The 15,157-nt window shown below is 37.8% G+C and carries 10 protein-coding genes and 1 pseudogene; 2 read left to right on the top strand and 9 right to left on the bottom strand.

Going from position 1 to position 15,157, the window contains the following annotated elements:
* Nucleotides 1-217: 217 nt before the first annotated feature.
* Nucleotides 218-2,518, bottom strand: coding sequence for an RNA polymerase recycling motor HelD (helD, locus tag ACSVDH_RS07655; protein WP_439249125.1), 2,301 nt, complete (start codon nucleotides 2,516-2,518; stop codon nucleotides 218-220).
* Nucleotides 2,519-2,991: 473 nt separating this feature from the next.
* Between helD and ACSVDH_RS07650 the strand changes: the two genes are divergently transcribed.
* Nucleotides 2,992-4,755: a Rieske (2Fe-2S) protein gene (locus ACSVDH_RS07650; RefSeq protein WP_439249124.1), complete on the top strand. Its 1,764-nt coding sequence runs from the start codon at nucleotides 2,992-2,994 to the stop codon at nucleotides 4,753-4,755.
* Between the two features lie 122 nt (nucleotides 4,756-4,877).
* Here the strand turns inward: ACSVDH_RS07650 and ACSVDH_RS07645 are convergent, their stop codons facing one another.
* Nucleotides 4,878-6,098 carry an amidohydrolase gene (locus ACSVDH_RS07645; protein ID WP_439249123.1) on the bottom strand — a complete coding sequence of 407 codons (1,221 nt, stop codon included), beginning with the start codon at nucleotides 6,096-6,098 and terminating at the stop codon, nucleotides 4,878-4,880.
* A gap of 27 nt (nucleotides 6,099-6,125) precedes the next feature.
* Nucleotides 6,126-7,352 (bottom strand): amidohydrolase, encoded by a 1,227-nt coding sequence (locus ACSVDH_RS07640; protein WP_439249122.1) that lies wholly within the window; start codon nucleotides 7,350-7,352, stop codon nucleotides 6,126-6,128.
* Between the two features lie 266 nt (nucleotides 7,353-7,618).
* Between ACSVDH_RS07640 and ACSVDH_RS07635 the strand changes: the two genes are divergently transcribed.
* On the top strand, nucleotides 7,619-8,494 hold the full coding sequence (locus tag ACSVDH_RS07635; RefSeq protein ID WP_439249121.1) for a LysR family transcriptional regulator: 876 nt from the start codon (nucleotides 7,619-7,621) through the stop codon (nucleotides 8,492-8,494).
* A 193-nt stretch (nucleotides 8,495-8,687) separates the two neighbouring features.
* On the opposite strand, the pseudogene ACSVDH_RS07630 reads toward ACSVDH_RS07635, so the two are convergent.
* The 6 genes and pseudogenes from ACSVDH_RS07630 to ACSVDH_RS07605 all read right to left on the bottom strand — a co-directional run.
* Nucleotides 8,688-8,923 (bottom strand): annotated as a pseudogene (locus ACSVDH_RS07630) (glycosyl hydrolase family 8); the annotation flags it as partial.
* A gap of 101 nt (nucleotides 8,924-9,024) precedes the next feature.
* Nucleotides 9,025-10,038 carry an endo-1,4-beta-xylanase gene (locus ACSVDH_RS07625; RefSeq protein WP_439249120.1) on the bottom strand — a complete coding sequence of 338 codons (1,014 nt, stop codon included), beginning with the start codon at nucleotides 10,036-10,038 and terminating at the stop codon, nucleotides 9,025-9,027.
* A 167-nt stretch (nucleotides 10,039-10,205) separates the two neighbouring features.
* Nucleotides 10,206-11,360, bottom strand: coding sequence for an endo-1,4-beta-xylanase (locus ACSVDH_RS07620; RefSeq protein ID WP_439249119.1), 1,155 nt, complete (start codon nucleotides 11,358-11,360; stop codon nucleotides 10,206-10,208).
* A 160-nt stretch (nucleotides 11,361-11,520) separates the two neighbouring features.
* Complete coding sequence (locus tag ACSVDH_RS07615; RefSeq protein ID WP_439249118.1) at nucleotides 11,521-13,086, bottom strand: glycoside hydrolase family 43 protein; 1,566 nt, start codon at nucleotides 13,084-13,086, stop codon at nucleotides 11,521-11,523.
* Between the two features lie 103 nt (nucleotides 13,087-13,189).
* Nucleotides 13,190-14,104 carry a carbohydrate ABC transporter permease gene (locus ACSVDH_RS07610; RefSeq protein ID WP_439249117.1) on the bottom strand — a complete coding sequence of 305 codons (915 nt, stop codon included), beginning with the start codon at nucleotides 14,102-14,104 and terminating at the stop codon, nucleotides 13,190-13,192.
* A gap of 11 nt (nucleotides 14,105-14,115) precedes the next feature.
* On the bottom strand, nucleotides 14,116-15,090 hold the full coding sequence (locus ACSVDH_RS07605; protein WP_439249116.1) for an ABC transporter permease: 975 nt from the start codon (nucleotides 15,088-15,090) through the stop codon (nucleotides 14,116-14,118).
* Between the last annotated feature and the right edge of the window lie 67 nt (nucleotides 15,091-15,157).

Raw genomic sequence — 15,157 nt, 5'->3', positions numbered from 1 at the left:
GATTCTTCACCCACATATTATTTCAAACAAAAAATAAAGCTAGTTGTTCCATCCTACTTACTACGTGGTACTCCTGGAAGAATTCAGTGGAATTATTCGAACGTCATTAGGTTACTGATTTTCCCCCTTCTTACGCAAATATCTTGGTCGTTTCTGCACCAATTCCACTTGATTCCCCCATAATAACAACTTTTTCTGCAATGTTTCCCATGAACACCTACAATTTGGTTACCAAATCATCAGATATATGCTCCAACAAAAACACAGTAGGACTTTTTCCGAAAAACATTAATCGGTGCAATGGTCTGGTCATTGCCACATACAGTAATTTCAATTCAATTTCACTAAGCTCAAACACTTCGTCCAGCGCAAAAAGGAGGACAACATCAAACTCCAATCCTTTGGCTAGCTGTGAATGAACAATGATTACGTCTTCTTGGTTGATTTCTTCATTTTCACGAAGTAATTGGGTTCGTAACTCCCCGCCAGCGTGTTTCCTAAACAATTTTTCTATTTTTACACATTCTCTCTCTGTTTTCCCAATAACCGCAATGGTTTTCATTCCCTCACTAGATAAACGCTGAACTTCAGCTTTTATCTTTTCAACTGCTTCCTTTTCATCATTCCAATAATGAAATACCGGTTTATCGCCATGTCGAACGACTGGTTCTACTTTCGGAAGATCTAATGGCAATAATGAAAGAATATCATTCGCTGCCTGCATAATCTCTACCGTTGTTCTGTAGCTTTTTTGTAAAGTGGTATAAGTAGCTCTTGGAAAAATGTCTTTCTTTACTAGGCTCCAGTCGTTTAACCCTCGATACGAGTGAATACCTTGAGCTAGATCTCCTACGATTGTAAACATGTCTGTTTCCAAAGCACTTTTAAGTGCATACAGTTGAAAATAGCTGTAGTCTTGGGCTTCATCAATGACTACGTTACGGGCACGAAGCTCTTCCTTTATACCAAATATGTGATACTGTAAGTATAATAGACTCGCCAAATCTTCTACTTCAAATTGCCGTTTTTTTCTAAGATTTACTTGATAGTGATAAAAAAAGTCAAGTTGATCGTCATCTAATAGATCTCCGGCATATTTTACTAGTTGTTCTTTATCGGTAAAAAGTTCATCGAAATAATGAATCAGATCATGCTTTTCAACCTGCCTAATATATGCTTGGACCCCTGTTCGGGACTGCTTTTGAATGTCGTCCATAAGTTCAGCTTTTTTGTCCATTGCTTTTGTCACATAGCTTTTTCTTTTGTCAGGATCCAGCCTCGTACTAAATAGAGCCTTTTCAATTTTTTCATCGTAAAACTCTTCTACTTTTTTCAGTAGGATTTTCTTTTCTGTTCGAACATAGTTTTGCAAAACTTCCTTTACCTTTTCCAAACGTCGATAATAAGGTAGGTATGTGTATTCCTTATGCATGAGATGTTTTATTTTATCGGCACTATAAAGTTTAAATTTTGATAAATAAAAGTCCTTTTTAGGTGTAATAGCATTCAATATATCTTCTAAGTACCGGTCAATGATGGTTTTCATTTCTAATGAACCCTTAAAGCTAGAAATCCATTGGATCATTTCAGGATTTTCATAGGTTCGATCAATAAATTTTCCAAGCTTTTCAGATGGGGATGTTAGCTTGATTTTTTTCGAGATACAGGCTTTGACATAATCGCTGAACGTCATCTGTAAAATGCGGTCTACCCCAAGCTCGGGCAGGACCTCTGATATATAATCAATGAACAAATTGTTAGGAGCAAGAATCATGAGCTGCTCTGGTTTGAAATGTTCGGCATACGTATAGATAAAATAAGAGATTCGATGAAGAGCAATCGTTGTTTTTCCGCTTCCAGCTGCCCCCTGAACAATAATCGGTTTATTTAAATCCGCTCGAATGATTCGATTTTGCTCTTCCTGTATGGTTGAAACAATATCTGTTAACCGATTACTTGAACTAGCTGAAAGAGATTCCTGAAGCAGCTCATCTGTGGTTGTCAAATCGACATCTCGAATGTCTTTAAGCTCTCCCTCTTCAATGGTATATTGTCTTTTTAATGATAAATTCCCTTCATATAGTTCCCCTTCTGCTTCGTATGTTACGTCACCAAGCCGTCCATCATAATAAAGATTTGCAATAGGAGAACGCCAATCAACAATAATAGGATCTTGAGTTTCACGATCAAATAAAGACGCCTTACCAAAGTATAAAATCTCTTCATCACTTTTATCATTCGCCTTATAATTAATCCGAGCGAAATATGGCTTATGATAGATTTTTTTGAGACTACGTATTTCTTCTTCTGTTCGTTGAAGCATACTCGAATTTGTTAGCAAATTTAAATACCTTAAGCTGCTATCCTTTAAGTCAATTCCCTCCAATGATTCCTTGGCATTTTTCCTAAAGGATTCTTCATCAAGCTCCCTTGCTTGAATTAACATTTCCATATACTTTTTTGTAAACCTTAGCCGCTCCATTTCTTCGTAAAAATCAGGATGCTGCTTTTGTCCCAAATTTTTCACTCTCCTATTTAACCGAGTATTTTTCTTAAGGCAAACGTACAAAAACCATGAAAAAGGCATTTGAACCCTATCCATGGTATTAATAAGTATTTCTAAGATGTTAACAGGAAACCTATTCAGTTCTGACTAGTCGGAATTCCAATTATAAACGTTTTCATTTACATTTGCAATTTCCTTCCATTATTATTTTTGTTCTGAAGTTTTAAAAACCCGTCTATCATACTCAATCTCAGACTACTATGCGTAGATTGAATATAAAATTGTATATCCAGGGCCAAAAACGGACGGGTATTATTTTCAACCGTTTTTTACAAGTTCAGACTTTAGAGTGAGAAAAGTCTCAACTTATGGAGGATTACTGCCTTCCATCTATAATATAAAATAGTAAATAACAATTTTTGTAAGACCTCTATTCATCCTTATTTAGAGGGCATTGAACTTTATTATCTGGGAGAGTGATCCTTTTGTCAGAATTGATTTATGCAGGTTCATTACAGGCACTTGAAGATGAGGGAGCAAAGGTAATAAAAGGTGGCAGTCATGCAATTGCAGTATTCGTTTACGAAAAACAAGTTTTTGCGGTGGATAACCGTTGTCCTCATATGGGCTTCCCCCTCCATACAGGAAGCTTATGTGATGGGATTTTAACGTGCCACTGGCATCATGCTCGCTTTGATATAAAAAGCGGCGGAACATTGGATCCATGGGCAGATGATGTCCCAACTTACCCTGTCGAGATAAAGGAAGACGAGGTTTGGGTCCACCCTGTTCCTTACAATAAAGTAACAATCGAAAAATTAAGGCAGCGATTACGTGAAGGTCTTGAGCAAAATTTAAGTCTTGTCATCGCGAAATCGGTAGTTGGATTGATGGAAGCTGGTTTTCCAGCGACCGAGATTGCAAAGGTCGGAGTCAGCTTCGGAACCTCTCATAACCAAAGCGGCTGGGGCTCTGGATTGACGATTTTAACAGCGATGACAAATGTATTGCCTATATTGGATAAAACTGGTCAGATTTTAGCATTGTTCCAAGGACTGGTTCATGTTGCACGGGAATGTTCTGGAATGGGAACACATTTCTTACTAGGGTCCCTTCCTGTTTCAGAAGATAGGAATGCCCAATCATTCGAACAATTATCAGAATGGTATCGTCATTGTGTGAAAGTTCGTGATTCACAGGGAGCTGAACGAGTACTCTTGACCTCGATTGAATTAGGATTCTCGAATGAGCAGCTTGCTGACATGATGATGACAGCGATCACGGATCATTTTTATGTAAATACAGGTCATTCGCTCGATTTTCATAATAAAGCATTCGAGATTCTGGAGCAGATTGGTTCTGAGTACCGGCCATATGTTTTAACATCCTTGTTACCCGGAATCGGAAATGTATCCCGCAGTGAAGAATCCCATAGCTGGCAATCACCAGTGAACTTGGTCAAACCATTAATGGAAGCGTTTAAGGAATTGCCAGATATACTTGCAAATGCCCCATCACAAGGGGACACTGATGTGGATGAAGCAGCATTAGTTGAGCAAATTTTATCAGATAATGCGTTAAAAACGGTAAAGATGATGTTGGATACACTTAAAAATGGAGTCTCACCTGTCCGTTTGGCCCAGCTCGTAGCTTTGGCAGCGGCGGAGCGGATTTCCCGTTTCCATGTACAAAATGATTTCAGTGATTGGATTACTGTGCTTCATACTTTTACACACGCGCATGCGGTACATGAATCATTACGTCGTTCGACGACACCTGAATTGACCAGAGCTGTTTTCCATGGAGCGATGAGTGTCTATCTTGATCGTTTTCTCAATCTACCGTCTGCACGAAGACCGGAACCAAAGAATATAGAAGCTGAACCGCAGAATCCTGCTGAATTATTGGAGCTGATGAATAAACAGCAACAGGTTGCAGAATCAGCACGATGGGTGGTAAATTACCTGGCCCGCGGCGGTGATAAAAGTGAGCTCTTCAATACACTCGGTCACGCTTTACTTAGAGAGGATGCAGAGTTTCATTCGTTTCAAATGTTTGAAGCAGCGATGGTCGAACATGAGCATTGGCAACTTGAGGATTCCGAGCTTGCTCGTCATGCACAGGAAACGTTGATCCTCGCCGTAACACGTTATCTTGCAGGCCATGCCCCAACTGCCAGAGAAATGCCCCATACAGCACGGATTGCCATTCGCCTCCACCGCGGTGAAAAATTATTTGAAGATGAATAAGTAGTGAAAGGGTAAGGAAAATCTCGCTTGATCCATTTCAAGCGGGATTTTCTTTTAACTATCTATTTTCCCTCATGCCTTTCGAATTGTTCAATGAGGCAATTCAAACATTCATTACATGATTAAAATAAGCCTGAAACGATTTCTCCTTTGAACATCGTAGCTGCTCGTCGCGATCTTCTTGCAATCGCTTCAGCGGAACAAGATGCTTCAATAAACACGATGTTGGCATCGTCCCCGACTTGAGGCCAAACTTGTTCTCCAGTATGATTAAGCGGTGTTTTGCCGCCAGTAATAAAGTATAGAGCTTGTGCTAATGATCGTTCATCTATCCATCTTGAAACTTCCGCTAATCGGCCGGCACGTTCAAGCACATCTCCATTTCCAAACGGTGACCAAACATCAAAAATATTATCACAACCGACGGCAACCGATGCTCCTTTCCTGTGCAATAAGCCAACAGGCGGAAACTTTCTATCTAGCGGCACACTCGTAATAATAGTTATTCCTGCATCAGCCAATTGTTCTGCCATTTCTTCTGCTTGAGATGGAGGGATATCTCCAAGTCCAAATGCATGGCTAATCGCAACCTTGCCTTGAAGACCTGCTTCTTTCGTTAGCTGTGCCAATCTTTTCATTGTAAAGATACCTAAATGATCAGCATCATGTAAATGCAAGTCAATTCCCGCATTTCCTTCTACAGCGAGTTCGACCATCACTTGTAAGGAAGCCTCAATATCACCATCAACAGTAGCAGGATCAACGCCGCCCACCAAGCTTGCTCCTTGACGAAGGGCTTCCCTTACTAATTCCTTTGTCTTGGAACGCAATAAACCGTGTTGCGGAAAAGCTACAATTTCATAAGATAGCTTTCCTTCAAACGTTTGCAATGCCTTTTGGACTTCTTCTAAATTCTTTAATCCAACCTCTGGATAGATATCCACATGGGTTCTTAGATGTGTCACCCCGGATTTTAAATAATTGTCAATTAACTTTTCCGCACGTTCTTGCGTAGAAGTCTCCAAAGAAGGAAGAACTTTTTTCTCGATTTCGAGTCGTTCAAAAATACTATTAACAGGTGTTACAGAACGCCATCGATCGCCAAGCAATGTTTTATCCAAATGGCAATGGTTTTCTATAAACGATGGAAGAACCAACAACCCTTTCACATCTTTTTTTGGTAAATTGTCTGTAATGGTTTCATTAGAAGATACCATCTTTTTAATCTTCCCATCCTTAATCAATAAGTGGAAACATTCCGTTTTAGTTCCTGTAATGACGCCATGATCTACTTGGAAACCACTCTCCAACCGTGCATTTGTCAGCCAAAAAGGTAAGCTCATGACAATCTCTCCTTTCTATTTCAATAATTAAAGTACTCCAGCAGCTAAATTCCCTTTAAATAAAACAGCTACTCTTCTTGCTCTCCTTGCAATTGCTTCTGCTGAACAACTCGCATCAACCAAAACGAGATTGGCATCGTCCCCTACATTTGGCCAAATTTGTTTTCCTTCTTTATTTAAAGGAGTTACGCCTCCTGTAATAAATCCTAAGGTTTGTCCAAGTGAACGTTCATCACTTAAACCAAAACGCTCCGCTAACGTCCCTGCCTTTTCCAAGCTGTCTCCTTTCCCAAAAGGAGACCAATGATCTGTAATGCTATCATCACCGAGGGATACTTCCACACCTTTTTCATGCAAGATTGGAATCGGTATCGTCCTTCCGATCGGAACAGATGATGTAATTGAAATACCTTGATGAGCCAGCAGCTCTGCGACTTCACTCGCTTCCTTAGCAGAGATATCAGCAAAAGCCAACGCATGGCTTATGGTAACTCTCCCTTGCCATCCTGCTTCCTCAGTTAGAGCGGCCAATCGCTTAAACGTAAAAATACCCAGATGACCGGGGTCATGTATATGAAGGTCAATGTTTGCATTTGTTTCCACGGCAAGTTCCATTACCGTTTGTAATGATTTCTCAATATTTTCGTCAATTGATGCAGGGTCAACACCCCCTACTAATGTGGCTCCGCTTCGTAATGCTTCTCTTACTAACGGAACAGATTGGCTGCGTAATAATCCGTGCTGCGGAAAAGCGACTACTTCAACAGAAGCTTTTCCTTTATAAGCTTTCACTGCTTGTAAAGTAGCTTCCAGGTTTTTCAGCCCGATTACAGGATCGACATTGCAATGTGTGCGTATGTGAGTCGAGCCTGAATGCAGGAGTAAGTCTACTATTTTTTTCGCTCTTTCTTCGGCAACAGGCAATAAACGCGGAAGTAGTTCTTCCTCTTCTTCTAACCTTGTCAAAAGACCCTTAGTTGGAATCGTTGGCGCTTTCCAAGGACCTCCGTAATACGTTTTATCTATATGGATGTGCAAATCTCTAAATGATGGAAGCATTAAATAATGATTCGCATCCCGTTTAGGCAAATTGGTTTCTAACGATGTATCAGCTAAGACCATTTCATTTATTTTCCCATCTTCAATTCTCACATGGAAACGTTCTGTTTCTGTTCCTGTAACTTTACCATTTTCATAGTGGTAACCAGTTTCTAATCTGACATTCGTTAACCAGTATGCATTAGTATCTGTCACTTTCTTTTGCCTCCTTTTATTCGATTAAATGAAATGTTTCAAAAGATTCATTCCTAAAACATAGCCCATCACCTATCTTTACTGTGATGATAAGAAGCTCAAGCTGAATTATTCTAATCGCCCGTTCTTTAGAGGTAATACATCATGATCACAGTTGCTTTCACCTTATATATAAACATGGTAACATGGGGATAATTATATGAAAAATATAAAAATAATAAGATTTACTTAAGTTTTTCATATAATAAAAAGGAGTGTGTTTGACGATGGACATAAGACAGCTGCGATATTTTATAGCGATTGTAGAGGAAAGGAAAATCTCCGCTGCTGCTGAAAGACTTCATATCTCTCAACCGCCTTTAAGCCAGCATTTGAAATCAATGGAAGAGGAACTTGGCGCAAAATTAGTAGAAAGAAGCGGAAAATATTTTGAAGTAACAGAAGCTGGAAAAACGTTGTATAAATATGCCTTGGAAATGACCCAATTAATGGAAGAAGCCAAAATGGAAGTAAGGGGAGTCGGAAATGGGGTAAACGGAACATTGGCGATAGGCATCAATACATTTTCCGTTGCTGAGTTAACTGAAATACTTCATCAATTTAATACACAATACCCTAGGGTGACTTATAAAATTAAACAAAATGAATCCTCTCATCTTTGTAAATTAGTGAGAGACCGGATAGTAGAAATAGCGATCATCCGGATGCCGCTCGATCTGGATGATTTTTCAGTACTTCATCTTTATACAGAACCCTTTTACTTTATTACATCCCAAAAACAGAAACCGTTCGACTATGAAGTCTCACTTGATCAAATTAAAGACTATCCTCTCATTTTACCGAGTACAGAGGGATTAGGTGTACACTATTTAATATTGGAGGCATTTTCCCGGTTTCATCTGCGCCCCAACATTGTTGGTGAGTGTTCAGACATTACACTTTTGATGGATTTAATCTCATCTGATTTTTGTTCATCGATTGTTCCAGAAACGATGCTTAAACGACATAAAGGGTATTCTATACAAGCCCACAAAATTTCCAGTACAACTGAGATTTCTTCACCAGTCGGATTAATATGGCTGAAGAATCATAGCTTATCTAAAGCTGCTCAAAACTTTATCGATTTATTGAACAAGTGGTAAAGCCAACTTTTATCACTCAACTTGAGTTTGGCATTTCTTATGATTCTAGATTTAGAGATTATTGCCAAGCGTTTTTAATCTATCTGGACCTTATAAAATGAAGCGCTTATCCTTGATTTTTATGAAAGCACCCTTTTCTTGAATGGCGTTGAAATTCTTTATGTCAGTTAGAAATTCAGTGCCTTATTTTGTCGTATTCTTCCCCATCCGGCACAGGTCCATATGAATTCTTTTTGCCATCTGGATTACAGGACCATGCAAAATAACCTGCATGTGTCCCGTCAGCCATATACATGTTTTTCTTAGCTCATAACCAAATTCTGTAAAATCCGTCCTGCTTATCAAGTTGAACAGCATCATCATTCCATATGACATGCCCTCTGTGCGGACATCAAGATTACCTGTATCTAGTAAATATCCAGTATTATCTTCTTTTGTATAAAGGCACCTTTCACCTGTGTCAACCAAACATTCCACCTTTTTATGAATTGATTAAAAGTAAGCTAGATTATCATAAAAATTGAAAGAGATTATCTAAAACTCGTAATTTTCTGAAAAGATTTTTTGGGAAGTTGATTGACATCAAATAACAACGGCCAATTCTTCCTTCCTTTTACAGGAAAATTATCTAACCATGTATAATCATCTGCAACACCCCAGAAAGTAACGCTACTGATTACATCCCTATATTCCCTTATCATAGAAAACAACTGCTCATAGCGTTCCTCTTGTAACGCAATCATTTCAGTTGTTGGCTCTTTTAAATCTGTTCGTCCATCGGTAGAATCAAATACTGAAATATCTAATTCAGTAAGCTGAATTTGCAAGCCAAGAGATGCATATTTTTCAATTGCAGCACGGATGTTATCTAACGTTGGACTCGTTAAATTCCAATGCCCTTGCATGCCTATTCCATGTATGGGAACCTGTTTTTCGAGTAAAGATTTGACCAATTTATAAATTTTGTCACATTTTTGAGGGTGACACTCATTATAATCGTTATAAAAAAGCAATGCCTTTGAATCAGCTTCATGTGCAAACCGAAATGCCTTTTCGATAAAATCTTCTCCTACGATTTCCAAATAGTTTGATTTTCTTAAAAAGAGATCCTCACTGTCATCAATTACTTCATTCACAACATCCCAACTATGGATACGCCCTTTATACCGTCCTACAACAGTTGAAATATGCGTTTTCATGCGGTTTAATAGTAATTCTCTTGATGCAACTGAACCGTCTTGTGTCTTAAACATCCAATCTGGCGTTTGATTATGCCATACCAATGTATGCCCACGCATTTTCATATGATGTTCTTCTGCAAAAGCTACAAATTGATCTGCTATTTCAAACGAAAATTTGTTTTCATCAGGCTGGAGATTCTCTGGCTTCATTTCATTCTCAGCTGTTATACTGTTAAAATGCCTGATTAAGAGTTGTTTTGAGCTTTTAATTGTCCGTTGATTGATAGCTGCACCAATTGAAAAGTAATCACTATAAACATCTGAAAAAGATGGAATATTTAACTTAGATTGAAGCTGATTCATCTCTTCCCCTCCGATGACTAATTGATTTTATAAAGATTAAGTTATGCCGACCAACCTATACCTTGATTAATCCAAAATTAATTATTGTTTTATATAAGGCTTTTGTCCTCACTTCTTTTCTAGAACAGGAGGTTGCCCTCCCATCTAAAAAAGGCAGCCTGCGATGTTTAATCCATAATTGACCAATATGCAGGTTTCACGTTGTATTCAGGATCAAAAACAAATGGTGCATCTTTTCCGACTCCGTTATTGTACTGTTGTGCACGACCGTCTAACCATGTATGGTTATCAGCAATGCCCCAGAATGTGACATTACTAATCTTCTTATCTAATTTCTCATATAGAGCGAATAAAGCATCGTAACGTTCAGCTTGTGCTTGGAGCTTCTCTTCTGGAATGGATTCATAAGTCTCATAAGCAGGTCTTGGCGGCCAACCATAAAGACTAACATCAAGCTCAGTAATTTGATTATCTAATCCGAGACTAGCAAATAAATTAATCGAATCCTCAATCTGTTGATTAGATGGCCAGCCAATTTGGATATGAGACTGATGCCCCACACCATCAATTGGAACCCCCTGCTCCAATAAATCTTTCACTAAATTATATAAATTTGTTCTTTTTGGTTCTACTTCTGTATTGTAATCATTGATATAAAGCTTTGCGTCGTTTCCTGCATATTTTTTAGCGGTCTCAAATGCAACTTTTATGTAGTCAGTGCCAGTGATTTTGTACCATGGAGATTCACGTAAACCTTTTTCGTTCTGTGAGGAATCATCGATTACTTCGTTCACAACATCCCAAGAGTCTACCTCATTTTTATACCGCTTAACGATTGTTTTTACATGGGTTTCTAAGCGCTTTAATAAAAGTTTTTTGTTTTCCTCACGCTTTTTCGGTTCTGTCTCATCTACCATTGGATTTCCTTCCTTATCAAGGAAAAACCATTGTGGTACTTGGCTATGCCAGACAAGTGTATGAAAACGTAAGTCCATATCATTCTCTTTAGCAAACTTGACTATTTTATCTGCCTCTCCAAAATTAAACTTTCCTTCTTCTGGCTGTATATTAATAGGCTTCATAACGTTTTCTGCAACGATGCTATTATAATGGCGCTTTAGTATATCGGCAGTCTTTCCTTCTAATTGGTAAGGCTCTACGGCAGCACCAATTGAGAAAGAATCTTCATATCTTTCATCAATTGGTGCTGCATTTAAAGCGTCTAATGGTTGGTCTAAAGCAGATGCACCATTTGCTCCTAGAGGTATTAATAAGACTAATGCTAATCCAGAGAAAATTTGTTTGTGTGAAATTTTTAACATATATATACTCCTTTTCATTTTTTAGGATATTTAAAGTTACTTAAATGAGAAAAGGGACTTTTTTGAGTAAACATACGAAGTTGATATAGTTCTTAACTTGAAATTAAAAAATACCCCTTCGTTTATTCGTACAATAAACGAAGTTTTCAATAATTACTTTCTAATTTACTTCTCTAAAAATAGTATCTTCTATCCTGAAATAATCAAAATCTACGAATCCACCCGTTGTTTTTGTTGCATAGTTAAATAAAGCAAAACGGTAGCCCATAAAATGGTCTAATTTATAACGCATTTGAAGGATATTCCCTATTAGATTCCAATTAACATGGTCAAGACTATAATAAAAATATGCCTTGTCAGTCTGATTCCTGAAATTAAAATCAATCTTAAAATATACTCTCACCTGGGTAATAGGAATACTTTCAATAATCTCTGCAGAGCCAAAGCTCCCATTCACCATCACAATGGATTTAGAATCGCCAGACATTTTCACTCCAACAAACCCGTAATCTTTCTGAAAGGCGGCAAAACCAGAAACATCTCCGTCCCTCATGTTCGAGATTTCCATCGCAATATGAGCCGAGCATTCAGGTCCGAATGTTCTTTGGGTAAGCGTATTTTTAGCACCCTCTAAGTTTGTAGATATCCTTCCGTTTCTTAACCTCAGATAGCCAGGACGTTCGGTCAATGACCAATGTTCATTATCAGGATTATGATTCCATTGCCAAACTAATCCAACTTTATCGGTATCGGAATTAAATTCATCGGAATTCACAATGAGACTTCCAGACGTTTTATCACGAAATGGAAAAGTCATACGTTTTGGAAGCTTACTTTGCTCGCCAAAAACGGGCCACCCGTCTTCCCATGTAACTGGAATAAGACAAGGAGTTCGACCAACGGATTCGTTATCGCAAAACAACATGCCGTACCAAGTACCGTTAACTGTATCAATAATTCCTCCCTGTGCAATACCACTCGGATCATCCATAGCAATACGACCTTCATATTCACCATCAATACGCTTTGCACGGTGCACGAGTTGAACCCGGTTTCCATTCTTTGGCCATGTTATTGTGAATACGTAATAGTACCCATTAATTTTTTGGATGTGTGAACCTTCAGCCAGCAGACCTAAGCCCTCCTCCGCACTCGCAACTAGACTAGCATCTGAAATAATTACTTTGTTTAGTCCACCTCCTTTAATTGCTGTTACATCTTTAGTAAGCTCAATTACTTTTATATCACCATTACCATAAGTCATATACACGCGCTCATCATCATCAAATAGTAGTGACATATCATGGTAATACGCATCTAGAGTAAAGCATTTCCAAGGACCCTTTTCAATATTTTCCGTTTGAAAGATATAGGTTTTCCCAGTAGCTAAAGAGCCCACAACCACATAGAAGGTATCCTGATGATAACGAAGACTGCTTGCCCATGAACCTTTTCCATATTCATTCTTTCCGTTAATTAGCTTCTGTTCGTCGTTTTCAGCAAGAATATCATAAACATAATTAACGATTTCCCAATGCAAGAGATCGTACGATTTCATAATTGGTACCCCAGGGTTCATGTGCATAGTGGTACTAGTCATGTAATACGTATCACCTACCCTAATAACATCAGGATCCGGTACATCTGACCATATAATCGGATTTTCAAAGGTGTTTTGATCGTGTTTAATGAACAAGTTTGATTGTAGATTTAAATTTTCACTCATTGTTTTGATTTTCCCCTTAATCCCTTTCTTTCCTGGATTTTTCCTTTAGATGAAACCCACTGTGCTCCAAATTACTTGCTATATCCTTAAAATAAAGAGTAAATTATTTAACTGCCCCTAATGTCATCCCTTTAACAAAGTATTTTTGCAGAAACGGATACACACAAATAATTGGTAGACTCGCTACAATGGTCATAGTTGCCTGAATGGACTTAGGAGTAACAGCTTGGACAGCATGTTCACCATTTGCTTGGGCGGTATTCCAATCACCGTTTGAAGTTGCAGTATTTTGGAGAATTTTCATTAACTCATATTGCAATGTCGTTAGATTTTCATTGCTTGAGTTATACAAAAACACATCAAACCATTGGTTCCATTGGCCTACGGCAACAAATAATGCTACGGTTGCTAATACCGGCAAGGACAGAGGCAACACAATTTGAAAGAAAACTCTAAAGTCTCCAGCTCCATCAATTCGTGCTTGCTCAAAAATACTTTTTGGAAGACCTTCTATAAATGAACGCATAATAATAAGATTAAATGCACTTATTAATCCTGGTAAAATATATACCCAAAAAGTTCCGATTAAATGTAAATCTCTCATTAGTAGGTAAGTAGGTATTAACCCACCATTAAAATACATCGTCATAATAAAAATGATTGTTATTGATTTCTTGAAAATAAACTTTTCTTGTGCAATCGCATAAGCTACCATTGCAGTACATAATAATCCTATTCCTGTACCTATAACTGTTCTTGCTACAGAAACAATAATTGCTTGTATGATGGATGCTTGATTAAATACATACTCATAATTGCGCCAAGTAAATTCTCTTGGCCACATATATATTCCACCTTTTACAGAATCTGCTGCAGCATTAAAAGAAAGGGCTACTTGATTTAGAAAAGGATATAGCATTATGATACTAATTAAAATCATGAAAATAATGTTACATGTATCAAATATTACATCTTCTTTCGTTCTCATTAAACTCTTTCCTTTCTTACCTCTTTTCATTCTGTACCCCCCTAGTATAAACCGCCTTGTCCCATTTTTTTCGAGAATGAATTAGCTGCCATCAAGAATAGTAAACTAATAACCGTTTTAAACACTCCTGCCGCAGTAGCCATTGAAAAATTAAACATTGATATACCATAGTTGATAACAAATACATCAATATTTTCTGAGTACTCTACGTTCTGTCCATTCCCTAATAAATATTGAGGTTCAAATCCAGCCTCAATAATATACCCAATGTTCATAATTAAAAGAATCACAATAACCTGCTTCATTCCAGGAAGCGTAATATATCGTATTCTTTGTAATCGAGAAGCACCATCAATTTTGGCTGCTTCATATTGTTCTTGGTCGATCATCGATATTGCGGCTAAATAAATGATTGTATTCCAACCTACATTTTTCCAAACCTCTGAAGCACCTAAAATCCCCCAAAAATACTCACCGATTCCAAGCCAAAGAATTTCTTTGTCAATAAAATGAAGTCCCATCAATATTTCATTAATAATTCCATCGATAGACAATACAGACGAAACAAGTGCAGCTGCTACAACCCAAGAAAGGAAATGCGGTAAATAGCTAATGGTTTGAACGACTCTTTTAAATTTAAGGTTTGTTAATTCATTTATCAGTAGGGCTAAACCGATAGCAGTCACAAAACCTAAAACCAAATTAATGAGACTTTGAGCCAGCGTATTTCTAAGAACTCCTAAGAAACGATCATCTGTGAATAGAAAGAAGAAATGTTTAAAGCCTACCCATTCTTGTTCTGTAAAAGAACGAGCTGGTTTAAAATCCTGAAATGCCATTGTCCATCCCCAAACAGGAAAATACTTAAAAGTAAATACCCAAATAACAAATGGTACCGTCATCAATAATAATGATTTTTGACTACGGCATTTTTTAAGAAAATCTTTCATTCCCTTTGCTTGATTTGGTAACACAGCAGGGGATGAAAGTGCTTTTTCTTTTGTTTGTAATTGCATTTTATTCCCTCCTATTCCAATTTAATTAGTGAACTTTAATCCATAAAAACTATTGACAACAGATACA

Origin of the sequence: Metabacillus sp. Hm71, from assembly GCF_051842955.2 — a bacterium.
Classification (GTDB): domain Bacteria; phylum Bacillota; class Bacilli; order Bacillales; family Bacillaceae; genus Metabacillus.
Note: the sequence above shows the minus strand (reverse complement) of the source record. Positions and strands in the feature narration are given on the sequence as shown.